At 65.5% G+C, this 21,639-nt stretch carries 26 protein-coding genes; 22 read left to right on the plus strand and 4 right to left on the minus strand.

Annotation, left to right across the window (positions count from 1 at the left end; genetic code table 11):
* Positions 1-223 precede the first annotated feature (223 nt).
* The gene (locus TVB01_RS05365) at positions 224-1,519 is read left to right on the plus strand and encodes an ammonium transporter (protein ID WP_422454703.1); all 1,296 of its coding nucleotides are present in this window, start codon (positions 224-226) and stop codon (positions 1,517-1,519) included.
* Positions 1,516-1,854: a P-II family nitrogen regulator gene (locus TVB01_RS05370; protein ID WP_227895521.1), complete on the plus strand. Its 339-nt coding sequence runs from the start codon at positions 1,516-1,518 to the stop codon at positions 1,852-1,854. The genes TVB01_RS05365 and TVB01_RS05370 overlap by 4 nt, the downstream gene beginning before the upstream one ends.
* Before the next feature lie 100 nt (positions 1,855-1,954).
* Here the strand turns inward: TVB01_RS05370 and TVB01_RS05375 are convergent, their stop codons facing one another.
* On the minus strand, positions 1,955-3,373 hold the full coding sequence (locus TVB01_RS05375; RefSeq protein WP_422454705.1) for a glucose-6-phosphate dehydrogenase: 1,419 nt from the start codon (positions 3,371-3,373) through the stop codon (positions 1,955-1,957).
* 129 nt (positions 3,374-3,502) lie between these two features.
* On the opposite strand from TVB01_RS05375, the gene ffh reads away from it, so the two are divergent.
* From ffh to TVB01_RS05440, 13 genes are all read left to right on the plus strand, one after another.
* Positions 3,503-5,086, plus strand: a complete 1,584-nt coding sequence (ffh, locus tag TVB01_RS05380) for a signal recognition particle protein (RefSeq protein WP_422454707.1) — start codon at positions 3,503-3,505, stop codon at positions 5,084-5,086.
* A gap of 86 nt (positions 5,087-5,172) precedes the next feature.
* Positions 5,173-5,721: an NUDIX domain-containing protein gene (locus TVB01_RS05385; RefSeq protein ID WP_422454708.1), complete on the plus strand. Its 549-nt coding sequence runs from the start codon at positions 5,173-5,175 to the stop codon at positions 5,719-5,721.
* 34 nt (positions 5,722-5,755) lie between these two features.
* Entirely contained in the window at positions 5,756-6,460 is a 705-nt protein-coding gene (locus tag TVB01_RS05390; protein ID WP_422454710.1) for an alpha/beta fold hydrolase, read from the plus strand.
* Between the two features lie 105 nt (positions 6,461-6,565).
* Positions 6,566-7,450 (plus strand): VOC family protein, encoded by an 885-nt coding sequence (locus tag TVB01_RS05395; protein WP_422454712.1) that lies wholly within the window; start codon positions 6,566-6,568, stop codon positions 7,448-7,450.
* 193 nt (positions 7,451-7,643) lie between these two features.
* Positions 7,644-8,051, plus strand: a complete 408-nt coding sequence (rpsP, locus tag TVB01_RS05400) for a 30S ribosomal protein S16 (protein ID WP_422454714.1) — start codon at positions 7,644-7,646, stop codon at positions 8,049-8,051.
* A 1-nt stretch (position 8,052) separates the two neighbouring features.
* Positions 8,053-8,295, plus strand: coding sequence for an RNA-binding protein (locus TVB01_RS05405; protein ID WP_055240819.1), 243 nt, complete (start codon positions 8,053-8,055; stop codon positions 8,293-8,295).
* A 121-nt stretch (positions 8,296-8,416) separates the two neighbouring features.
* On the plus strand, positions 8,417-8,959 hold the full coding sequence (gene rimM / locus TVB01_RS05410) for a ribosome maturation factor RimM (RefSeq protein WP_422454716.1): 543 nt from the start codon (positions 8,417-8,419) through the stop codon (positions 8,957-8,959).
* A complete protein-coding gene (trmD, locus tag TVB01_RS05415) occupies positions 8,960-9,757 on the plus strand; it encodes a tRNA (guanosine(37)-N1)-methyltransferase TrmD (protein ID WP_422454719.1) in 798 nt (265 codons plus the stop codon).
* 227 nt (positions 9,758-9,984) lie between these two features.
* The gene (rplS, locus tag TVB01_RS05420; RefSeq protein ID WP_422454721.1) at positions 9,985-10,344 is read left to right on the plus strand and encodes a 50S ribosomal protein L19; all 360 of its coding nucleotides are present in this window, start codon (positions 9,985-9,987) and stop codon (positions 10,342-10,344) included.
* A 61-nt stretch (positions 10,345-10,405) separates the two neighbouring features.
* Complete coding sequence (gene lepB, locus TVB01_RS05425; protein WP_422454803.1) at positions 10,406-11,053, plus strand: signal peptidase I; 648 nt, start codon at positions 10,406-10,408, stop codon at positions 11,051-11,053.
* Positions 11,054-11,064: 11 nt separating this feature from the next.
* On the plus strand, positions 11,065-11,847 hold the full coding sequence (gene lepB / locus TVB01_RS05430) for a signal peptidase I (protein WP_422454723.1): 783 nt from the start codon (positions 11,065-11,067) through the stop codon (positions 11,845-11,847).
* Positions 11,848-11,912: 65 nt separating this feature from the next.
* Entirely contained in the window at positions 11,913-12,671 is a 759-nt protein-coding gene (locus TVB01_RS05435) for a ribonuclease HII (protein ID WP_422454805.1), read from the plus strand.
* A 7-nt stretch (positions 12,672-12,678) separates the two neighbouring features.
* Positions 12,679-13,002, plus strand: a complete 324-nt coding sequence (locus tag TVB01_RS05440) for a DUF2469 domain-containing protein (protein WP_422454725.1) — start codon at positions 12,679-12,681, stop codon at positions 13,000-13,002.
* On the opposite strand, the gene TVB01_RS05445 is transcribed toward TVB01_RS05440, so the two are convergent.
* Positions 12,999-13,607: a GNAT family N-acetyltransferase gene (locus tag TVB01_RS05445; protein WP_422454727.1), complete on the minus strand. Its 609-nt coding sequence runs from the start codon at positions 13,605-13,607 to the stop codon at positions 12,999-13,001. The genes TVB01_RS05440 and TVB01_RS05445 overlap by 4 nt on opposite strands.
* A gap of 49 nt (positions 13,608-13,656) precedes the next feature.
* On the opposite strand from TVB01_RS05445, the gene TVB01_RS05450 reads away from it, so the two are divergent.
* The 7 genes from TVB01_RS05450 to TVB01_RS05480 all read left to right on the plus strand — a co-directional run bounded on the left by TVB01_RS05450 (position 13,657) and on the right by TVB01_RS05480 (position 19,902).
* Positions 13,657-14,316: a 2'-5' RNA ligase family protein gene (locus tag TVB01_RS05450; RefSeq protein ID WP_422454729.1), complete on the plus strand. Its 660-nt coding sequence runs from the start codon at positions 13,657-13,659 to the stop codon at positions 14,314-14,316.
* Positions 14,317-14,415: 99 nt separating this feature from the next.
* A complete protein-coding gene (locus TVB01_RS05455; RefSeq protein ID WP_422454731.1) occupies positions 14,416-14,790 on the plus strand; it encodes a YraN family protein in 375 nt (124 codons plus the stop codon).
* Complete coding sequence (locus TVB01_RS05460; protein WP_422454733.1) at positions 14,790-16,334, plus strand: YifB family Mg chelatase-like AAA ATPase; 1,545 nt, start codon at positions 14,790-14,792, stop codon at positions 16,332-16,334. The genes TVB01_RS05455 and TVB01_RS05460 overlap by 1 nt, the downstream gene beginning before the upstream one ends.
* Positions 16,331-17,566: a DNA-processing protein DprA gene (dprA, locus tag TVB01_RS05465; protein WP_422454734.1), complete on the plus strand. Its 1,236-nt coding sequence runs from the start codon at positions 16,331-16,333 to the stop codon at positions 17,564-17,566. The genes TVB01_RS05460 and dprA overlap by 4 nt, the downstream gene beginning before the upstream one ends.
* A gap of 50 nt (positions 17,567-17,616) precedes the next feature.
* Complete coding sequence (locus tag TVB01_RS05470; protein WP_422454735.1) at positions 17,617-18,141, plus strand: methylated-DNA--[protein]-cysteine S-methyltransferase; 525 nt, start codon at positions 17,617-17,619, stop codon at positions 18,139-18,141.
* A 31-nt stretch (positions 18,142-18,172) separates the two neighbouring features.
* Complete coding sequence (locus TVB01_RS05475) at positions 18,173-19,186, plus strand: tyrosine recombinase XerC (RefSeq protein ID WP_422454737.1); 1,014 nt, start codon at positions 18,173-18,175, stop codon at positions 19,184-19,186.
* A gap of 212 nt (positions 19,187-19,398) precedes the next feature.
* Positions 19,399-19,902, plus strand: coding sequence for a DUF3145 domain-containing protein (locus tag TVB01_RS05480; protein WP_227895540.1), 504 nt, complete (start codon positions 19,399-19,401; stop codon positions 19,900-19,902).
* Between the two features lie 104 nt (positions 19,903-20,006).
* On the opposite strand, the gene fabF is transcribed toward TVB01_RS05480, so the two are convergent.
* Positions 20,007-21,248, minus strand: coding sequence for a beta-ketoacyl-ACP synthase II (gene fabF / locus TVB01_RS05485; RefSeq protein WP_422454738.1), 1,242 nt, complete (start codon positions 21,246-21,248; stop codon positions 20,007-20,009).
* Between the two features lie 96 nt (positions 21,249-21,344).
* Positions 21,345-21,590 (minus strand): acyl carrier protein, encoded by a 246-nt coding sequence (locus tag TVB01_RS05490; protein WP_055240832.1) that lies wholly within the window; start codon positions 21,588-21,590, stop codon positions 21,345-21,347.
* Positions 21,591-21,639: the final 49 nt, after the last annotated feature.

Here is a 21,639-nt window from a genome sequence, read left to right on the forward strand (position 1 = left end):
CGCCTACATACTATCCGCGCGCCGCCTGCAAGCCCTGTACTCAACATCCCCGGCAAGTTCCCATCGCCGGGTAACGTGCCTGAAACTTTTCCGTCACTGGTCTTTTACACGGACGGCATCTTTGTAACCTTCCGGCAATCCGGGCGGCCGAAGGCCGAAACCTGACCCGGGCAAAGTTCTTTCCAGGCGGGAGATGCCCGCACAAATGTGGAAGGACGCGAAGATGGATCTGACAGCAGGTCACGTCTGGGTGATGATATCGGCGGCACTCGTGCTGCTTATGACTCCCGGAGTGGCATTCTTTTACGGTGGTATGACCCGGGCCAAGGCTGCCCTCAATATGATGATGATGAGCTTCGTCTCCATTGGTCTTGTCGGAGTCGTCTGGGTTCTCTGGGGCTTCTCCATGACCGGGGGAGACGGCATTGCCGGGCTCTTCGGCAGCCCCTTCGCTTCCTTCGGCCTTGAAGGCCTGATCGGTACGGAAGACATGATCAGTGCCGGCTTCGGAGCCACCTTCGCCATCATCACCGTCGCCCTCATCAGCGGTGCGATCGCAGACCGGGCCAAGTTCAGTGCCTGGGCAATCTTTGTCCCCGTCTGGGTCACCCTGGTCTACTGCCCGCTGGCGTTCATGGTCTGGGGCGGCGGCCTGCTCGGTGAAGAAGGAGCCATTGGTTCCGTGGTCGGGGAAGCCATCGACTTTGCCGGCGGCACCGTCGTCCACGTCAACGCCGGCGTAGCGGCCCTGGTCCTTGCACTGATCATCGGCAAGCGCCGCGGGTTCGGCTCCGATCCGAGCCACCGTCCGCACAACATCCCGTTCGTCATGCTCGGTGCAGCAATGCTCTGGTTCGGCTGGTTCGGATTCAACGGCGGCGCGGCGGGCACTGCGGAGGAAGCCGGCCTGATCTGGGTGAATACCCTGGCAGCTCCCGCCGCCGCAATGGTCGGCTGGCTGATCACCGAACGTGTCCGCGACGGCCGTCCGACGTCCCTCGGCGCTGCCTCCGGCATCGTGGCCGGTCTCGTGGCGATCACCCCGGCCTGCGCCAGCATCTCGCCGCTCGGTGCCCTGGCCCTCGGTCTCGTCGCCGGCATCGTTTCTGCCCTCGCGGTGGGTCTGAAGTACAAGTTCGGCTACGACGATTCCCTCGACGTCGTTGGCGTCCACCTGGTCGCCGGCCTGATCGGCACTGTCGCCCTCGGCTTCATTGCACTGCCGGTCGACGGCGAAGGCGGTGGCCTGTTCTACGGCGGCGGCTTCGCCCAACTGGGTGCACAGATCGTTGCGACCATCGTCGCTATCCTCTTCTCAGCGGTGATGACGCTCATCATCGGCCTGGCTATCCACAAGACCATCGGCTTCCGGGTTTCCGAGGAGCAGGAAATCAATGGCGTGGACCTCAGCGAACACGCTGAGACCGCCTACGAACTCGGCGGCGTCGGCGTCGGCGGTACTTTCCGCCCCATGGCCGAAACCGTTCCCGCTGCCACCAAGGAGAGCATCAACTCATGAAACTCGTCACCGCAATTGTCCGGCCCGAGAAGTTCGACGCCATCCGGGGCGCCCTGGAAAGCTACGGAGTGCAGGGCCTGACGGTCAGCCAGGCCAGCGGCTACGGCCGCCAGCGCGGACACACTGAGGTCTATCGCGGCGCGGAATACACCGTCGATCTGCTGCCGAAGCTGCGCGTCGAGGTGCTGGCCGCCAACGAATGGGTCAACGACATCGTGGATGTCCTGGTTTCCACTGCCAACACCGGCCGGGCCGGAGACGGCAAGGTCTGGGTGACCAATGTCGAAGAAGCACTGCGCGTCCGGACGGGCGAGCGGGGTGACTCCGCACTGTAGGTTCTCCACAAACCGGCATCTCCCAGAGGAAACCTCCCGGCCCCGGCCGGGAGGTTTCCTCGTTATCCGGCTCCGTCAACGTGCCGGCAAAGCCGGAGGGCTACGGGTTGCTGCGGCTGGTGTTCCAGTCCCGGGGACCCTCCGTGCCCGCAGCATAGGTTTGCAGAGGGACCTTGTTTTCCCGCCAGGCGGCGAGCACGGGATCCACGATCCGCCAGCATTCCTCGGCAACGTCCCCGCGGACGGAGAGCAGTTCGTTTCCTTCCAGAACGGCCTCCAGGACTTCTCCGTACGCGGTCAGCCGGGAGGCATGCAGTTCTGCCGTCAGGGAGCTGCGTTCGAGCTTGAAGATGTCCGCAGGGCCGTTGACGTTCATTTCCAGTTCCAGAAAGGCCGGGTTGAAGGAGATCCTCAGCCGGGACGGGAGCGCGGTATCTCCCGTGAAGCCTCCGGGCAGGTGGTTGACCGGCCGGAAGGTGACGACAGCTTCTTTGCGGCGCCGGGCCTGGGCCTTGCCCGAGCGGAGGATAAACGGGACCCCTGCCCAGCGTTCGTTATTGATGGCGATTTCGATCTCAGCGAGGGTCTCCGTGCCCCGGTGGGGGTCTACCCCCGGGGATTCGGTATAGCCGGGGATTTCCTTGCCCTCAATGACGCCGGCTGTGTAGCGGGCACGCCGCGTGCTGGCGGGAAAGTCCTCCGGCACTGATGAGGCCCGGAGGACGGCCGCCACCAGATCGCGCAGGTCCCTTTCACCCAGGCTGGCCGGCGGGCCAATCGCCATGAAGGCCATCGTGTGCAGCAGATGGCTTTGAATCATGTCTTCCAGGGCCCCCGCGCTGTCGTAGTACTTTGCCCGGCCTTCGAGGGCCAGCTGCTCGTCAAACAGGATCTCCATCTTTTCGATGTGCAGGGAATTCCATACGGGTTCCAGGAACCGGTTTGAAAACCGCATGCCTACGAGGTTCATGACGGTTGTCATGCCGAGGAAATGGTCTACCCGGAAGATGTCCTTTTCCGGTACCAGGTCCGCCAGGAGCCGGTTGAGCTCACGTGCCGAGGACTGGTTCGTTCCAAAGGGTTTTTCCAGGACCAGCAGGGTATTCGGGGGAAGGTCGTCGCGGTTGAGCCCCTGCACGACCGAAAGGGTCAGCGCCGGGGGGAGCCCAAAGTACACGGCCAGGGGAACATCGAAGGTGTGCAGCGAGGCTCCCAGATCGTCCGGCCGGGACAAGTCCATCTGCAGGTACCTGCTGCGCTGGACCGCGGCCGAGAGTTCGCGCTGCCCGTCCATATCGGCGTCGTCGTACTCGGAGCGGAAAGCCTCCCTCACCCGGTCCTGCCACTGCTCCCGGGTCCAGTCGCGGGACCCGGAGCCGACTACCACCAGTCCGGGCGCACGCCCACCGGCGATCAGCCGGGCCAGCCCCGGCAACAACAGGCGGCGGGACAGATCACCGGTGGCGCCAAGGATCAGCAGGGTATGGACACGCGTTTCGCGGATGCCTTCATCAGCCATTTCTCCAGCGTGCCACCGGGGGTGCTTTGGTGTAAGGGCCATGCGGTGAATACCCACCCGCGCTTGGTACCCTTAACAGCTGGGCCTGGCAAACATGGCGAACTACCCGATGAAAGAAGTGCGCAGCGCGTGTTCAATTCACTGTCTGACCGGTTGACCTCCACGTTCAAGAACCTGCGGGGCAAGGGACGTCTGAGCGAAGCGGACGTCGATGCCACAGTGCGGGAAATCCGCCGTGCCCTCCTCGACGCCGACGTCGCGGTGCCCGTGGTCCGGGCCTTCACCGCATCGGTCAAGGAGCGGGCCCTCGGTCTTGAGGTTTCGCAGGCCCTGAACCCGGGGCAGCAGGTCGTCAAGATCGTCAACGAAGAGCTCGTCGGCATCCTCGGCGGCCAGACCCGCCGTCTCTCCCTGGCCAAGAACCCGCCGACGGTGATCATGCTCGCCGGCCTCCAGGGCGCTGGTAAGACGACATTGGCGGGCAAGCTGTCCCGTTACCTCAAGGACCAGGGCCACAGCCCGCTGCTGGTCGCTGCCGATCTCCAGCGCCCCAACGCTGTCAAGCAGCTGCAGGTCAACGGCGAACGCGCCGGCGTGCCGGTCTACGCCCCGCACCCCGGCGTCAGTTCGGAATTCGAAGCCGCTACCGGCGATCCGGTCGCCGTCGCCCGGCAGGGTGTTGAGGAAGCCCGCACCAAGCTGCACGACATCGTCATTGTGGACACCGCAGGACGCCTGGGCGTCGATGCGGAACTGATGCAGCAGGCCGCCGACATCCGCGCAGCGATCACGCCGGACGAAGTGCTTTTCGTCATCGACGCCATGATCGGCCAGGACGCCGTTGCCACGGCGCAGGCCTTCAACGAAGGCGTGAACTTCACCGGCGTTGTCCTGACCAAGCTCGACGGCGATGCCCGCGGCGGTGCCGCGCTCTCCGTTGCCTCCGTCACCGGCAAGCCCGTGATGTTTGCTTCCACCGGTGAAGGCCTGAAGGATTTCGAGGTCTTCCACCCGGACCGCATGGCCAGCCGCATCCTGGACATGGGCGACATCCTCACCCTCATCGAGCAGGCGGAGAAGACCTGGGACAAGGATGAAGCTGCCCGGATGGCGAAGAAGTTCGCCGACCAGGAAGACTTCACTCTGGACGACTTCCTCGCCCAGATGGTGCAGCTGCGCAACATGGGTTCCATGAAGAAGATGCTCATGATGATGCCCGGCGCCGCCGGAATGCGTGAGCAGCTGGAGAACTTCGATGAGCGCGAAATCGACCGCGTCGAGGCGATCGTCCGCTCCATGACGCCGCACGAACGCGTGGCTCCCAAGATCATTAACGGTTCCCGCCGTGCCCGCATTGCCCGCGGCTCCGGCGTCCACGTATCAGAGGTCAACGGCCTGCTCGAGCGCTTCGCCCAGGCCCAGAAGATGATGAAGAAAATGGCTGCCGGCGGCGGCATCCCGGGAATGCCGGGAGTTGCCGGCCCTGGCGGGTTCGGCGGCGGCCGCAAGAAGCAGCAGGCGGCCAAGGGCAAGAAGAAGGCGCGCTCCGGCAACCCGGCCAAGGCTGCCCAGGAACTGGCGGAGGCCGAGGCGCGCCGCGCCGGGGCACGCAAGTCCCTGCCCGCCGGTTCGGCCTTCGGACAGCAGGGCGGGGACTTCGACCCGTCGTCCCTGAACCTTCCCAAGGGCTTCGACAAGTTCCTCGGGAAATAGCCGGCTGACCTGAGAGCTGTCATTCCTCCACCCAACGGATAGGCTTCACCGCAACCGTGAAGTGATCCGTACAGGGAGGAAAGAACGTGGCAGCTTCGGGTTTGGCCCGCTTCTACGGCGGCGTCTTCCGCCGCCGGGTCGACGCCGCCGCCCTCGTGCGCGACAGTATGGGTGCCGTTCTTGCCGTCCGTGCAGGCGACGGGCCTTGGGGACTGCCGGGCGCCGTCGTCAAAGCGGGTGAAGACCCCCGGGCTGCGGCTGCACGGGCGTTGTCCTCCGTCCTGGGTGAGCGGATTCCTGCCGGCAGGATGCTTGTGTTCGACTGTGCGGTCACTTCGGCCCAGGAGGCCGGCGGCCTGGCGTTCGTGTACGACGGCGGATCGCTGCCGGCCGCCAGTTCCGGCTTTCGGGCCGCCGGCGATACCGTGCATGCCAGGTTCCTCTCCCTTGATGCGTGCACGAGGCTGCTCAAGCCGGCAGGAGTGGCCCGGCTGGCGGCAGCGCTGACGGCCCTGGAAACGCAGTCCGTGGCGGAGCTGGTCGACGGACAGATGATCCCGGGAGGCCTGCCTGCCAGGACGGGAATACCAGCCATGATGCCGCAGCTTCCCGAGGTGTCCCACCTGCTCGGCTAGAGCACGCCCGGGCTCCCGGAGATAAGCTGGCCGGATGGCCCAGCAGCGGATTGTCTTTGTCCACGGAAACGGATCTTTCGGTGCGGCCGCGTGGCGCGGGCAGCATGCACTGGCGCGCAGTTATGACTGCCTTTTCCTGCGCCGGCACGGTTACCACCCGGATCTGCCGCCGGCGCCAACCAGTCACCGGACCGACACTGACTCCGTCCTTGCCGCCCTCGGGGACGGCGGCCATGTTGTCGCCCACGCGGAGGGCGCCATTTGCGCGATGATGGCGGCCGTTGAGCAGCCGGGCCGCGTCTTCTCCCTGACACTGTGCGAGCCGGCGGTCTTTTCCCTGACACGGGACCTTCCGGCTACGGCAGCCCACCGTTCACTGCTGGAACCGCTGTTCCGCCGGGCACCGCACCTGAGTGACGACGAGTTCGCCCAGGAGCACAGGCGCCTCGTCTTTCTCCCCGAGACCCGCCCTGCGGGTGAAGCCGATGCGAAGGCAGCAGCACGCCGGAGGATGCAGGCCCCGCCGTGGGACGCGCCGCTGGAGATCGTTCCGGGAGTGCCGACGCTCGTGCTGACAGGCGGCTGGGAACCGCTGTACGAAGAAGTCGCAGCCTTCCTCGAATCCACCGGCGCAGAGCACATCGCAGCCGGCGGCAACCACCGCCCGCAGGACAGCCCTGAAGGCCAGGACGCGATCCGGGCCTTTCTCGGCGGTTGCCGGGGGAGTGCCGCAGCATGAACGGCGCTGTTCGTCCCGCGTCGCCTGCGAGCTGCGCCTGCTTCCCGCGATCGAGGCTGCACAGGCCCGCTGGGAAATACGTGAAGCTTCAAGTAAGCTATTTACATGAATGTTCAACTAAGTCCTGATCTCCTGCCCGCCGACCTTGCCATGGGCACCGTGATGCTGAAGGTGGGCAATATGGAGCGGGTCGGGGGCTACTACCGTGACGCGCTGGGACTTGAGGTCGTTGCAGAGGCTGACGGCGGCCTGTACCTGGGACGCGGGACGGAGCCCCTGGTGCACCTGGCGCCCGCGCAGGGGCTGCAGGTGGCCTCGCGGGGTGAGGCGGGGCTGTTCCATACGGCGATCCTGTTCGAGACCCAGTCAGACCTTGCCGCAACGGTGGTGAAGGCGGCACAGTTCGATCCTTCCGCCTATGTCGGCAGCGCGGACCACCTGGTCAGCGAGGCCTTCTATTTCACTGATCCCGAGGGCAACGGGATCGAACTCTACTGGGACCGTCCCCGGGAGGCGTGGGACTGGGATGCGACGGCGGCAGGCAGGACCGTCCGGATGGCGTCCCTGGCGCTTCCTCCGCAGCGGTATTTCGAGGAGCACCTCTCCGAAGAGGCCGTGTCGCGGGTTGCCGCAGCAGCAGCCGGAGTAGGGCATGTGCACCTGCAGGTTGGCGACACCGCCACCGCGGCCGAGTTCTACGTGGGGATCCTGGGCTTTGAGCGGACAGCGGATTTCCATGGCCAGGCACTGTTCGTGTCCGCCGGTGGCTACCACCATCACATGGCAATGAATGTATGGAACAGCCGCGGCGCCGGCCCCCGAAAGGACACGCTCGGACTTGGTGAGGTGCTCATCCGGGTTCCAGGGCAGGACGACGTCGGAGCGCTGGCTGACCGGCTGAAGACCGCCGGTATTTCCAGTCATCACACGGGCGCGGAACTGCGCTTTGAAGATCCCTGGCGCAACCGGATCAGGGTTGCCGCCGGGTAAGCGGTGACAAAACCTCCCCGGCGGGGCGCGAGTCGCAAAAGATGGAGTCATCTGGCACAATGGTCAGGTACTCGATCTGCGCGGCCCCTCTCTCCGTGCATGCATCTTGTCCTTTTGAACCCCAACGTATGGCCCGCCCCACGGGAGCAGAAGTACGGGTTCGCCCCATTTCAGATCAGGAGTGACCACAAAAGTGGCCGTAAAGATTCGCCTTAAGCGCCTTGGCAAGAAGTTCTCAGCACACTACCGCGTTGTTGTCATGGATTCCCGTGCCAAGCGCGATGGCCGTGCCATCGAAGAAATCGGACTCTACCGTCCGACCGAGGAGCCGTCGTACATCGACATCAAGTCCGACCGTGCCCAGTACTGGCTCGGCGTCGGCGCCCAGCCGACCGAGCAGGTCGCAGCTCTGCTGAAGATCACCGGTGACTGGCAGAAGTTCAAGAACATCGACGGCCAGGAAGGTACCCTGCGTACCAAGGCCCCGAAGGAGCCCTTCGTGGTTCCCGAGAAGAAGTCCGTGATCGTCCCCGAGGCAATCACCCCGAAGGCCAAGAAGGAAGAGGCAGAAGCCGCTTCCACCGAGGCTGAGGCTGAGTAGATTGCTGGCCGAAGCGCTGGAGCACCTCGTGCGCGGAATCGTTGACTCCCCTGAGGACGTCAAGGTTTCCGCCAAGAACAACCGCCGCGGGGAAACCCTCGAGGTCCGTGTTCACCAGGACGATCTTGGCCGGGTCATCGGCCGCCAGGGACGTACCGCCCGCGCACTGCGCACGGTGATTTCCGCCCTGGCCGGCAGCGACCAGGTCCGCGTCGACGTCGTCGACACTGACCGGCGCCGCTGACGCACCAGCAATTCAAGCAGTTCTTAGCATCCGGCCCCGCACCAGATAATGGTGTAGGGGCCGGATGTTTTTTTACGCCGCCGGCCCTCACCGGCAGCCCCTTTCGAACCTAGGAGAATCCATGCAGTTACAGGTGGCACGCATCGGCAAGCCCCACGGCATCCGCGGCGAGGTGACCGTGCAGGTGCTGACCGACGCCCCCGAAGACCGCTTTGTGCCCGGTGCGGTGCTCACCGTTGAGCCGGCGTCCAAGGGTCCGCTGACTGTGCTGAGCGCGCGCTGGAACAAGGACATCCTCCTGCTCGGATTCGAAGAGGTGGCGGATCGCAACGGTGCCGAGGAACTGCGCGGCGTGAAGCTCTTCATCGACACCGATGAAGCCGACGCGGAAGAGGACGGCGAAGGCTGGTACGAACACGAACTGGTGGGCCTGAAGGCCAAGGTGGGCGGCGACGTCGTCGGTACCGTGACTGCGCTCCGTACCCTCACCGTCCAGGACCTGCTCATCGTGGAAGACACGCAGGGGCGGGAGGTCCTGGTCCCCTTCGTCGAGGCGATCGTTCCGGAGGTCAACACCGAAGACGGCTATGTGCTGCTGACGCCGCCGGCCGGACTGTTTGAACTCAACATCCCGGAGGCAGACAAGGGCGGGGCAGGCAGCTAAGTGCGCATCGACGTCTTCTCCATTTTTCCGGAGTACCTCGCCGCACTGGACCTGTCCCTGATCGGCAAGGCACGCCAGGACGGACTCCTTGACGTGCGTGTCCAAGACCTGCGCACCTTCACCACCGACCGGCACCGCACCGTGGACGACACCCCCTACGGCGGCGGAGCCGGCATGGTGATGAAGCCCGAACCCTGGTCCCAGGCGCTTGCCACCTCCCTCGCGGACGCCGGTACAGGGGACACCGCCGGTGCCCGGCCGGTCCTGATCGTCCCGTCGCCTGCCGGGGAAGTCTTCACCCAGGCCACGGCCTATGAACTCGCGGAGGCAGAGCACCTGGTCTTCGCCTGCGGCCGCTATGAGGGCATAGACGAGAGGGTGCTGGAATGGGCCGGGGAGAACTTCGACGTCCGCCCCATGAGCCTGGGCGACTACGTCCTGAACGGCGGGGAAGTGGCGGTGCTGGCCATGGTCGAGGCGATCGGCCGCCTGGTGCCCGGCGTCGTCGGCAATCCTGAATCCCTCGTCGAGGAGTCCCACTCCGACGGCCTCCTGGAGTACCCGGTCTATACCAAGCCTTCGGTCTGGCGTGACCGGGCGATTCCGGAGGTGCTGCTGAGCGGCAACCACGCGAAGATTGCCCGTTTCCGGCGGGACGAACAGCTCAGGCGCACGTCCGAGCGCCGGCCTGACCTGCTGGCCAAGCTCGACCCGGCCAGCCTGGACAAGGCAGACAAGGCCACGCTGGCAGCCCTGGGCTGGACCGTTACGCCTGAAGCCGTCCTGCCCCAGCCCTGACCCGTCCGCAGTTGGGAGCTGGGGCCAAAGCTGTGGCAGAATAGGTAGTTGTGTCATCTGGGTCCGCGCCTGCCACAGGGGGAGCGAGGCCAACAGGTACGGCACACCGGCAACCGATTCCCGGACGGCCGGTTTCATAGCTTCGGCAGTATCTGTGCGCTGAGTGCGCATCCTTGCTGCCGTGACCAAAGTGGATGACCTGTGGCGTTCACCAGGAGTGAGTAACAATGCACATCCTAGATTCTGTTGACGCAGCCTCGCTGCGTTCGGACATCCCCGAGTTCCGCGCCGGTGACACGGTCAAGGTTCACGTCAACATCGTTGAAGGCAAGAACACCCGTGTTCAGGTCTTCCAGGGCTTCGTCATGAAGCGCCAGGGCGACGGCCTCCGCGAGACCTTCACGGTCCGCAAGGTCAGCTTCGGTGTCGGCGTGGAGCGTACCTTCCCGGTGCACTCCCCGGTCATCGACAAGATCGAGGTCGTTACCCGTGGTGACGTCCGCCGCGCCAAGCTGTACTACATGCGCGACCTGCGCGGCAAGGCTGCCAAGATCAAGGAAAAGCGCGACTTCCGTCCCGCCAAGTAATAACTTGCCTGATACATCCGCCGACGGGGCCCCGCCCCGAAAGCACGCGAAACGCCGGTCCCTGGGGGACTGGCGTTTCGTGTTCTGGGCCGCAGCAGCGGCCGTAGTGCTTGCCGGAGTCGTCCGCGCCTTCTTCTTCGACGTGTTCTATATTCCCTCCGGGTCCATGGAGCCGCTGCTTGAACCCGGGGACCGCATACTGGTCTCACGGATGGAATACCGCAGCGGCGAGATCCAGCGGGGCGACGTCGTAGTCTTCGACGGACGCGGGTCCCTGGCCCCCCTGCACAGCAGCGATCCCCTGCTGCAGCAGGGACTGGCCAAAGCGGGCCAGTGGCTCGGTCTGACCGGCAGCGATTCCATCTACGTCAAGCGGGTCATCGGCCTTCCGGGGGACCGGGTTGCGTGCTGCTCGGACAACGGCAGCCTGACCGTCAACGGCACACCGATCCAAGAGCCCTATGTGTTCGCCGGCGACGCCGCCAGCGAGCAGGCGTTCGACGTCGAGGTTCCGGACGGGCGCCTGTGGCTCCTGGGGGACCACCGTTCCGAATCGGCCGATTCCAGGTCGCTGCTCGGCGCTCCCGGCGGCGGGCTCATCCCGCAGGAGCGTGTGATCGGGCGCGCCCAGCAAATCCTTTGGCCGTTCGAAAGAAGCTCAGAGATTGAACGGCTAGAGTTGGAAGCCGTATGGAATTTAGCGGAATAAGAGGACAGCACATGGCGCAGGACTTCCCGGACGATCCCCGTGACGGGAATGCGGACTCCGGCGAACCGCGCCGCAACGCCGCCCACGCCTCCGGCAAGGACGGCAAGAGCCGCGGATTCGCTGCCTGGCTGCGTGAAGTACTCACTATCGTTGTCATCGCGCTCCTGCTCTCCTTCCTGATCAAGACCTTCCTGTTCCGGGCGTTCTTCATCCCCTCCGGTTCCATGGAAGAGACCCTGGAAATCCATGACCGGATCTTCGTGAACCTGCTGGTACCGGAGCCGTTCGACCTCACCCGCGGCGACGTCGTCGTGTTCAAGGACACCCAGGGCTGGCTGCCGCCCACGGGCAACGGGGATGACGGGAACTTCATCGCCGATGCGCTGACATTCGTGGGACTGCTGCCCGATGAATCCGAACAGCACCTGGTCAAGCGCATCATCGGCATGCCCGGTGACCATGTCACCTGCTGCACCGCCGACGGCAAAATCACCATTAACGGTGAGCCCATTGACGAACCCTACGTGTATCCGGGTGCCCTTCCCTCCGAGACGCCCTTCGACGTCGTCGTTCCGGAGGGCAAAGTCTGGGTCATGGGTGACCACCGCAACGCCTCTGCCGACTCCCGGGAACACCAGGACGGCGCAAACGAGGGCTTCGTCAACATCGAGGACATCGAAGGCAAAGCCGCTGTCATTGCCTGGCCGCTGGACCGTGCCGGCTTCATCGGCAGCTACCCCGAAGTCTTCAAAAACGTTCCCGCACCAGCCGGAGCCGAAACGGTTTCCCCGTGAGCGCCGAACCCCAGCAAGAGCTCCGTATTCCTTCGGGCGCCTCGGCAGCGAAGCCCGCAGGGAGCGTGCGCACCGCGCGGCCCAAGGCGGGAGGGGCCAGGGCGGCCGGGGCGAAGGGCCCCTCGCTGCGGTTTGAACGCACCTTTACCGCCGTCGGGCACCGGGTCCTGGCTGGATGCGACGAGGTGGGACGGGGTGCCCTTGCCGGTCCCGTCAGTGTGGGACTGGTGGCGGTCGAGCTCGAGTCCGTGCGCTCCCTGAAAGGGGTCCGTGACAGCAAGCTTCTTTCGCCGGCCGACCGCGAAGCACTGGTCCCGCTCATCAAGAAGTGGTGCCCGGCGTGGGGAGTCGGGCACGCCAGCGCCGCGGAGATCGACCTGCTGGGGCTTATGGGAGCACTGCGGTTGGCCGGTACACGCGCGTGGGCCCAGGTCTGCGAGACGCTCACACCCGACGTCGTGCTCCTGGACGGTAACCACAACTGGCTCTCTCCCCAGCTGCAGGCGAGCTTGTTTGATGAACCATCCGAGGAGGACGACGCCGCCTGCACCGCTCCGGTCCATACGCGGATCAAGGCTGACATGACGTGTCTCAGCGTTGCTGCGGCCTCGGTGCTGGCCAAGGTCGAACGCGACGCCATGATGGTCGAGTATGCCCGGCTGCACCCCGCCTACGGCTGGGAAATCAACAAGGGATACGCCACCGAAGCGCACCGTGCCGCTATCGATACACTCGGGCCTTCGCCGCTGCACCGCCTGTCCTGGCGGCTGGGGTCCGGCAGATCAGAGGAAGATGGGCCTGCTGCAGGCCCGGTTGGGGGATGATGGTGCCATGAGCGCAGAGGATCTTGAGAACTACGAGACAGACATGGAGCTGCAGCTCTACCGTGAATACCGCGACGTCGTCGGGCTGTTCAGCTACGTGGTGGAAACCGAACGGCGCTTCTACCTGGCGAACCATGTGGATCTCCAGGCACGCTCGGCCGACGGAGAGATCTATTTCGACCTCACCCTGCAGGATGCCTGGGTCTGGGATGTCTACCGGTCAGCGCGTTTCGTGAAGAGCGTCCGGGTGATCACGTTCAAGGACGTCAACGTCGAAGAGCTGACCCGCAGCGACGACCTGACCCTGCCCAAGGCCGACGAACTGGGTTAGCTGGCCGCCGTATCCGGTCCCGGTGCAGCCGGGAGATGAGGCAGGAGCCTGAGTGCATTGCTCCACAGGATCCGCGGTGTCCGCGGGGCACCGGACTCCAGCTCGGAAAACCAGCCGTCAATCATCTGGCCCCGATGTGCCAGCATGTGCGGCACTCTGACGGGAAGCGGAAACCCGTTGCGCCAGACGGTTTTGTAGCTCCCGAGGTTACCGACGTTGCAGGACCAGTTCAGCCGTTCCCAGCCCAGGGTATCGAACGCGTAGCCGACCGCCAGACGGACAGCCCGGCTCATGAGCCCCTGGCCCCGGAACTCGGGGGAGGTCACGAATCCCAGTCCACCGGTGCCCGCCCCCTGCCAGCGCAGGTCGATGCTGCCGGCATATCGGCACTTGTTCTCCAACGCCCAGGACAACGTGTCCTGCTGGGGCGTGCCCACCGCCCGGATGTAATTCAGGGCCATGTCCGGTGTGTAGTCCAGCGGCACCGTGGTCCATTCAATAGTGAGCGGGTCCACCGAGCGCGCCACGACGGCGTCGGCATCCGCCTCGGTGTGCGGCCTCAGCAGGAGGGACTCATCCCGCAGCAGCGGTATTTCGAGGACCATTTCTCCAAGGTACCGCCGGGGCCCGGACCAGGCATCATAAACTTCCCTCGTGGCCAACTACCTGCCCAATCCCGGCGGTCCGCCCTCCGGAAGCATTCCCGGCGCACTCTCCGGCGTGCGGATCTACGCCCAACTCAAGCCTGACGAGGCGGCCCTGGCCCGGCTGCTCCAGCTTCAGGCCCGCGCCCGGGAGCCCGCGCCGGGAACGCGCCGGGTCTCCCCGGGCAGGCTGCACCTCACCCTCATCCATTTCGGAAAGGCCGACGAAGCTTATTCGCGTATGTCAGGTGCCACGGGAACAGGACTGGCGGCGTTCCGGGAAGCGCTGGCCGATTACCTCAAGGCCACAACTGCCGCCCTGCCCGACACGGATTTCCATCTCACACCGACGCATTTGTCCGCCTTCGGAAGCCATGGCTCGACCCTCGCGTTGGAGCTTCGCTCCACTCCGGCACTGGAAGCAGTGCACACAGAGCTCTACGCTGTGCTGCTGGAGTTCCTCTCCGCCTGCGGCATTGCCGATCCGGCAGGGTACGCGGCGGGGGACCCGGCCCTTTGTTTCGCAGCACAGCTTCGGCCGCACATCAGCCTCCTGCACGGATTCCGCGGCTTTCACGGTTTCGCCGACGGCGCAGGGCCGCGGGTAGGCTCCGCGCCCCTGCGGCTGCAGGTCCTGCCGGTGCTCTACCCGGTCTCATGGGGCGGTTAGCTCCTGCACATTGCCCCGGCAGTCCAGGTAGATGGCGTGCTTGTCCACACTGCTGCCCGTGGGACATCTCCTCACACGGGGGCGGCGAAGAATCAATGCATGAAAGCCAAAGACCTCCTGGGCAGGACAGGCGAAGAACTCGCTGCCGGACACCTTGCTGCTGCCGGCTACCAAATTCTCGAACGGAACTGGCGGTGCCGGCAGGGTGAGATCGACGTCGTAGCCCGCGACGGCGACACACTGGTGGTGGTGGAGGTCAAGACCAGGTCATCCCTGGATTTTGGCCACCCCTTCGAAGCAGTGAGTGCTGCCAAGCTGGCACGCCTGTGCCTCTTGGCCGCCGCATGGGCGCGGGCTCACGCGGCTTCCGCGCGGAGCTGGCGGGTGGACGCCGTCTCCGTCCTGCTTCCTGCCGGAGACGGACCCGGCGACCGTCCCGCCCCTGTGATCGAGCACTTGAAGGGTATCGGCTGATGGGGCTCGGACGTACCTACGGCGTGGGGTTGACCGGTTTGGAGGGGCGGATGGTTGAAGTCGAGGCGGATATCGGGCAAAGCCTTCCGGCGTTCATCCTTTTGGGTCTGCCCGATGCGTCATTGAACGAGTCCCGTGACCGGGTTAAGTCTGCTGCCAAAAACTCGGGGCTGCCGCTGAGCCGGAGGAAAATCACGGTCAACCTGATGCCGGCGGACGTACACAAACGCGGCTCCGGCTTCGACCTGGCCATTGTGATGGCCGCACTGTGCGCAGCCGGTGACGTCCGGCCGACGGGACGGACCGTTTTCCTCGCCGAACTTGGCCTCGACGGCAGGCTGCGACCCCTTCACGGTGTTCTTCCAGCGGTCATGGCCGCGGTCGCAGCGGGCTTTCCCGACATTGCGGTGGCGGCGGCCAACGCCGCGGAGGCGGCACTGGTGCCATCCTCGCGTGTGCATGGCTTTTCCTCACTGGCAGCTGTTGCAGAGGCCTTCGGAGCGGATCCCGAAAACCTGGTGTTCCCTCCGGAGGATGCGCCGGTTTCAGACCCTGCCGCCCAGGACGGCGCGGAAGCCGGACCGGAACCTGACCTGGCCGATATCGCGGGCCAGTCGGAGGCGCGGTTTGCACTGGAGGTTGCCGCCGCCGGTGCCCACCACCTCCTGATGACGGGACCGCCCGGGGCCGGCAAGACCATGTTGGCCGAACGATTGCCCGGTCTGCTGCCTGACCTGGCGGACACCGCAGCCATGGAAGTCACGGCGATCCATTCCCTTGGCTGGCGGGGCAGGCCCTGCTCGGGCCTGGTCCGGCGGCCGCCCTTTGAGAGTCCGCACCATACTGCGACTGCTGCAGCGGTCATCGGCGGGGGTTCTGGAATTCCACGCCCGGGTGCCGCTTCGCGAGCCCACCGGGGGGTGCTCTTCCTTGACGAGGCGCCGGAGTACGAACCCCGTGTCCTGGATGCCCTGCGTCAACCGCTCGAAAGTGGAACCCTGGTGCTGCACAGGGCAGCGGGAACAGCCGTCTATCCTGCACGGTTCCAACTGGTCCTGGCAGCGAATCCCTGCCCCTGCGGGCTGGCAAGCGGAAAGGGGACTGAATGCACCTGCAGTGCCCAGCAGAGACGCCGCTACTTCAGCCGGCTCTCCGGCCCGCTCCTCGACCGGGTTGACCTGCAGCTGGCCATCCGCAGGGTCTCCCTGCTGGACTTCACCGAGGCCGGCAAGGCGGAGCCAACGGCTGCCGTTGCCCGCAGGGTCCATCAGGCCCGCTCGAGCCAGCGGGAACGGCTGCTGCCGCTGGGCTGCGAAACGAACGCCGAAGTGAGCGGACAGGTCCTGCGCGGACCGCTCCACCCCGGAAGCCGCAGCACGGCGGCGCTGGACCGGGCACTGGATCGCCAGACACTCACTGCCCGAGGTTATGACCGTGTCCTCCGGGTGGCATGGACAGTAGCGGACTTATCCGGTCACGTGTGTCCTGATGCCGATGACATAGGGCAGGCCCTCGCGTTCCGGCAGCAGGCAGGCGCCGCATGAACGCCGCAGATTCCGGGATCCTGCTCGCCAGGGCTGTGCTGTCCCGGCTTATCGAACCATCCGACGCACTTGGCCAGGCACTGGTGGCAGTTGCCGGCCCCGAGTCCGCGGCCCGTATTGCTGCGGGACGCCAGGCGGCCGCGGCAACCCTGCGCCGCAGCGTTGCCGCCTTGCTGGAAGAGAACGGCCTCCAAGCCTCGGACCGCACGTTTGAACAGGGGTTGGAGCGCTGGCTCCCGCGCGCGGCGGATGTGGCTCCCGAACGCGACCTCGCCACGGCGGCCCGCTTCGGGGGAAAGCTGCTTGTCCCCGAGTCCGGGGATTGGCCTCAGGCGCTCAACGACCTGGGCCTGGGGACCCCGTTTTGTCTCTGGACCCGCGGTCCGGGCAGAGTCCCCGACACCCGGCGCTGCCTTGCCGTTGTTGGGTCCAGGGATGCGACCTCTTACGGGCTGGCAGTCACCGCAGACATCGCCGCTGGACTTGCTGCCCGGGGGAGGACCGTGATCTCCGGCGGTGCCTACGGCATAGATGCCCAGGCCCACCGGGCAGCACTCGCGGGCGGGCGGGAGCTGCCCGGGAATGATGACGTGCCGGTGACCATAGCCGTGATGGCCGGAGGCATCGACCGCTTTTATCCGGCCGGGAATGAGGATCTGCTGCGGGGCGTGGCAGAAGCGGGCCTGATCCTCAGCGAGGTGCCGCCGGGGTCCGCGCCTACGCGGTGGAGGTTCCTGCAGCGCAACCGGCTCATCGCAGCGCTCGCCGCCGTGACAGTGGTGGTTGAAGCGCGGTGGCGTTCAGGGGCCCTTAACACGGCACACCACGCTGCCGGCCTTGGGCGCGGCGTCGGGACAGTGCCCGGTCCGGTGTATTCCGCCAATTCCGCGGGCTGCCACCGGCTTCTCCGCGAAGGCAGTGCCGTCTGCGTGACTGATGCCGCTGAAGTTCTTGAGCTGGCTGATCCTTTCACCGTCGCCATAGGGGAGGAACCCGTTGAGGCACTTCCCGATGCGCAGGACCGGTCCCCGCGGGCGGACCACGACGGCTTGGCGGCGGAGGACATCCTCCTGCTGGACGCGCTGCCGCTGAGAAAGGGATCCGAAGTGCAGAAGCTGGCCGTTGTGGCCGGCCTTGGCGTTCCCGCCGTCCGGGCCGGACTGGCACGCCTGGAACTCGCTGGACTGGCGCGCAGGACAGTTCAGGGACTTTGGCAGCGGGCCAGCCGCTAGCTCAATCGAGATCATCCATCCATCCAAAACCAGCAGAAACGGACAGCGCCATGAGGATCCATAAAGTCATCGCTACGCCCCTCGGAATCTTCACCCTGGTGGCTGAGGACTCCCTGCTCATCGCAGTGGAACCCTCAGCGCCGGATCCGGCTGCACCGGTGGCAGCCCGCTTCGGGCTGGCAGCCGAAACCGGATTCGAAGCAGCTGAACGACAGCTGGAGGAGTTCTTCCAAGGCAGGAGGTGCTGCTTCGACCTCCCGGTGTCGCAGGAAGGAACCCCGTTCCAGCGCCAGGTGTGGAGTGCGGTAAAGCTGATTCCTTACGGCCAGACCCGCACCTACAAACAGCTGGCCCTTGAACTGGGTGACGCGTCGAAGGCACGCGGCGTCGGCGCCGCGCTGGCACGCAACATGCTTAACATTGTGGTTCCGACCCATCGGGTTCTCGGCAGCCGTGGAAAACTGACCGGCTATTCCGGTGGGGTCGATGCCAAGCGGATGCTCCTGGACCTGGAAGCCGGCCCGGATAACGAGGCGCTCCGCCAGCAGTGCGCCGGCGCCGGTGTGCCTGCTTGAAGCCGCCGCTGAAAGCAGGGAAGGTAGGACAGTGAGCAAAGAGCCGGGCACCACTGCAGCAGTGGAGCGGACACGCCAGACCGCGGTCCCGGAAGCAGTCCAGGTTCCGGCAGATGCTGGAGGAACCACTGCCAGGCCGCCGGAGTTCAGCCGGGCACTTGAGTCCTTCTGCAGCTACCTTGCCTCGGAACGGGGGCGCTCGGCACACACGGTCCGGGCCTATGAAGGGGATGTGTCGGCCCTCCTGGATTACGCTGCGGGCCTTGGTCTCACAACCCTCGCCGATGTTGACCTGCAGGTGCTCCGCGGCTGGCTCGGCAAGCAGAATGAAGCTTCCCTGGCCCGCACGACCCTGGCCCGGAGAGCGGCCACCGCGCGGTCGTTTACCGGTTGGGCGCTGCGCGAAGAACTGATCGCCGCTGACCCGGCGCTGCGCCTGAAAGCGCCGAAGCGAAACAAGACCCTCCCGGGGGTACTGCGGCCTGGGCAGCTCGAGACTCTGTTTGAGACCCTTGCCGCGGCTGCGGCGGAAGGAGAGCCGCTGGCCCTCCGCAACCGTGCGCTGGTGGAGCTGCTGTACGCCACCGGTATCCGGGTCGGGGAACTTGTCGGCCTCGACGTTGACGATCTTGACCTGGAGCGCCGGACGCTACGGGTACTCGGCAAAGGCAACAAGGAGCGCACCGTTCCCTATGGACTGCCGGCAGCCCTATCCGTCGATGACTGGCTGCGCCGCGGCCGGCCAGAGCTGGCAGGAACGGAAAGCGGGCCGGCTCTCTTCCTGGGCCGCAGGGGACGCCGAATCGATCAGCGTCAGGTCCGGTCCGTGACTTCTGCCCTTTTCGAAGCCCTTGGCGATACATCCGCCACCGGTCCGCACGCCCTACGGCACAGCGCCGCGACCCACCTGCTTGATGGGGGAGCCGATCTCCGAAGCGTCCAGGAGATCCTGGGACACAGCAGTTTGGCCACCACACAGCTGTACACCCATGTCTCCGTGGACCGGCTGCGGCAGAGTTACCAGCAGGCCCACCCGCGTGCCTGAGTCACGGCAGGCGGCTGCCGTGAAAGATTTGCACTTGCAACCAAGTAGTTTCATTGGCGTAATCGAGTAACTTGCGGCACAATGATGCTAGGTCTCACGGTGAGCGGTTCCATACTGCCGGGGGCGCAGCAGATTTAGGGCTTACTGCTTCAGGATTCTGTCCCGCATTGCAGGTCGTTGGGGAAGACGCACCTACAGCTACGGAGGATGGAATGACTGTTGTGATGGCGCACGGCGTATTGTTCGTGCACTCAGCCCCTTCTGCGTTGTGCCCGCATATCGAGTGGGCCATCGGATCCGTCGTTGAAAAGCGGACGGAATTTCAGTGGACCCCGCAGCCTGCCGCTCCCGGGATGGTCCGTGCGGAGCTCGCTTGGTCCGGACCGCAGGGCACAGGTTCTCTGCTCGCGTCCGCCCTGCGGGGCTGGGCACACCTCCGGTATGAAGTCACTGAGGATCCCAGCGCCGGTGCAGACGGCAGCCGCTGGTCCCACACACCCGAACTCGGGATTTTTCACGCCACCACCGATGTCAGCGGAAACATCATGGTTTCCGAAGACCGGATCCGTTATGCCTATGAAAACGGTGCAGGCGACCCGGCAGCCGTCTACCACGAGTTGTCCCTGGCACTCGGGGAAGCCTGGGACGACGAACTGGAACCCTTCAGGCACGCAGCGGACGGCGCGCCGGTGCGCTGGCTGCACCAGGTCGGCTGAGTCCTCCTCCACACGCGTCTTACCCGGTATTCAGCGTTAATCGGCAAAGGCCGCGGGGCCCCCCGGGGGGCCCCCCGGCCTTTTGTCTGTCCTGCCGTCAGGAACTAGTGGTTGCGAAGGGCTACAACGGCGTTGTGTCCGCCGAACCCGAAGGAGTTGTTCAGCGCAACGATGTCACCCTGCGGCAAATCGCGTGCCGTGGTCACGACATCGAGCGGTATTTCGGGATCTTGGTTGTCCAGGTTAATCGTGGCCGGAGCCTGGCGCGTGTAGACGGCCATGGCTGTCAGCACGGCTTCCACAGCACCTGAGGCACCGAGCAGGTGCCCGGTCTGTGACTTGGTAGCCGAGACGGCGACATTGTCCACATGCGAGCCGAGCGCAGCCTTCAGTGCCGTGTATTCCGGCTTGTCGCCCACCGGCGTGGAGGTTGCGTGCGCATTGACGTGGACTACGTCCCCGGCCTGGGCACGGGCATCGAACAGCGCGGCCTTCAGGGCACGGGTGGCGCCCAGACCTTCGGGATCCGGTGCGGTGATGTGGTAGGCGTCGGCGGTGACGGCGGTTCCGGCCAGTTCGGCGTAGATGCGTGCACCGCGGGCCAGGGCGTGTTCTTCTGCCTCGAGCACCAGGGCGCCCGCGCCTTCACCCATCACGAAGCCGTCCCGGTCCCTGTCATAGGGACGTGAGGCGCGTTCCGGATCGTCGTTGCGCTTGGAGAGTGCCTGCATGGAGGCAAAGGAAGCCAGCGGCATGGGGTGGATAGCTGCCTCTGCTCCGCCGCAGACCACAACGTCTGCCTTTCCGGAACGGATGAGTTCCAGGCCCTGGTGCAGCGATTCCGTTCCCGACGCGCAGGCCGACACAGGCGTGTGCGCGCCGGCACGGGCACCCAGGTCCAAGCTCACAGCGGCCGCGGGGCCGTTCGGCATCAGCATGGGCACGGTCATCGGCAGGACGCGCCGGGGACCTTTCTCCCGCAGCGTGTCCCACGCGTCAAGCAGGGTCCAGACACCGCCGATGCCGGTGGCGAAGGAGACGGCCAGGCGGTCGTGGTCAATTTCGCTGTCTGCCAGGCCCGAGTCGGCCCAGGCTTCCCGGGAAGCGACGACGGCGAACTGCGTCGAAGGGTCCATTCGCTTTGCTTCAACCCGGGAGAGGACTTCAGTGGCCGGCGTGGATACGCGTGCAGCGAAGGTGACGGGCAGGGCATACTTCTCAACCCATTCGTCCTCCAGCGTCCGGGCACCGGAGACGCCTACCAGGGCGTTCTTCCACATGGTCGGGACGTCTCCGCCGATCGGCGACGTTGCGCCGAGGCCGGTAATGACTACTTTGCGGGCCATGATTCACTCTCTCGGAAAATTGGTGGCTCACCGCTCTGCGGCGAGTCGAGGTGATGCTGTAAAGGGCGGCCGCAGGCAGCGGCCGCCCTCCACGAACTACGCCTGGGCGTTGGAGATGAAGTCGACGGCGTCGCCAACGGTCTTGAGGTTCTTGACCTCTTCGTCGGGGATGCGAACGCCGAACTTTTCCTCGGCGTTGACCACGATGGTCATCATCGAGATGGAGTCGATGTCCAGGTCATCCGTGAAGGACTTGTCCAGCTCAACGGCCTCGGGGGCCAGACCGGTTTCCTCGTTGACGATCTCGGCGAGACCGGCCAGGATTTCTTCGTTGCTAGCCATGGGGGCTCCTTTTTTCGTTGGTACCGGTGCTGGACCGGCGTCGGTTTTC

It is taken from the genome of Arthrobacter sp. 7Tela_A1, assembly GCF_049311065.1.
Taxonomy (GTDB): Bacteria; Actinomycetota; Actinomycetes; order Actinomycetales; family Micrococcaceae; genus Arthrobacter_B.

Coding starts and splice junctions, on each gene's coding strand:
- TVB01_RS05470 (WP_422454735.1), top strand. CDS start 17,617: ATGAGGATCCATAAAGTCATCGCTACGCCCCTCGGAATCTTCACCCTG.
- TVB01_RS05375 (WP_422454705.1), bottom strand. CDS start 3,373: ATGGCTGATGAAGGCATCCGCGAAACGCGTGTCCATACCCTGCTGATC.
- TVB01_RS05445 (WP_422454727.1), bottom strand. CDS start 13,607: ATGGTCCTCGAAATACCGCTGCTGCGGGATGAGTCCCTCCTGCTGAGG.
- fabF (WP_422454738.1), bottom strand. CDS start 21,248: ATGGCCCGCAAAGTAGTCATTACCGGCCTCGGCGCAACGTCGCCGATC.
- TVB01_RS05460 (WP_422454733.1), top strand. CDS start 14,790: ATGGGGCTCGGACGTACCTACGGCGTGGGGTTGACCGGTTTGGAGGGG.
- TVB01_RS05395 (WP_422454712.1), top strand. CDS start 6,566: ATGAATGTTCAACTAAGTCCTGATCTCCTGCCCGCCGACCTTGCCATG.
- rplS (WP_422454721.1), top strand. CDS start 9,985: ATGCACATCCTAGATTCTGTTGACGCAGCCTCGCTGCGTTCGGACATC.
- TVB01_RS05440 (WP_422454725.1), top strand. CDS start 12,679: ATGAGCGCAGAGGATCTTGAGAACTACGAGACAGACATGGAGCTGCAG.
- TVB01_RS05365 (WP_422454703.1), top strand. CDS start 224: ATGGATCTGACAGCAGGTCACGTCTGGGTGATGATATCGGCGGCACTC.
- TVB01_RS05480 (WP_227895540.1), top strand. CDS start 19,399: ATGACTGTTGTGATGGCGCACGGCGTATTGTTCGTGCACTCAGCCCCT.
- rimM (WP_422454716.1), top strand. CDS start 8,417: ATGCAGTTACAGGTGGCACGCATCGGCAAGCCCCACGGCATCCGCGGC.
- dprA (WP_422454734.1), top strand. CDS start 16,331: ATGAACGCCGCAGATTCCGGGATCCTGCTCGCCAGGGCTGTGCTGTCC.
- TVB01_RS05490 (WP_055240832.1), bottom strand. CDS start 21,590: ATGGCTAGCAACGAAGAAATCCTGGCCGGTCTCGCCGAGATCGTCAAC.
- TVB01_RS05455 (WP_422454731.1), top strand. CDS start 14,416: ATGAAAGCCAAAGACCTCCTGGGCAGGACAGGCGAAGAACTCGCTGCC.
- lepB (WP_422454723.1), top strand. CDS start 11,065: ATGGCGCAGGACTTCCCGGACGATCCCCGTGACGGGAATGCGGACTCC.
- TVB01_RS05390 (WP_422454710.1), top strand. CDS start 5,756: ATGGCCCAGCAGCGGATTGTCTTTGTCCACGGAAACGGATCTTTCGGT.
- TVB01_RS05370 (WP_227895521.1), top strand. CDS start 1,516: ATGAAACTCGTCACCGCAATTGTCCGGCCCGAGAAGTTCGACGCCATC.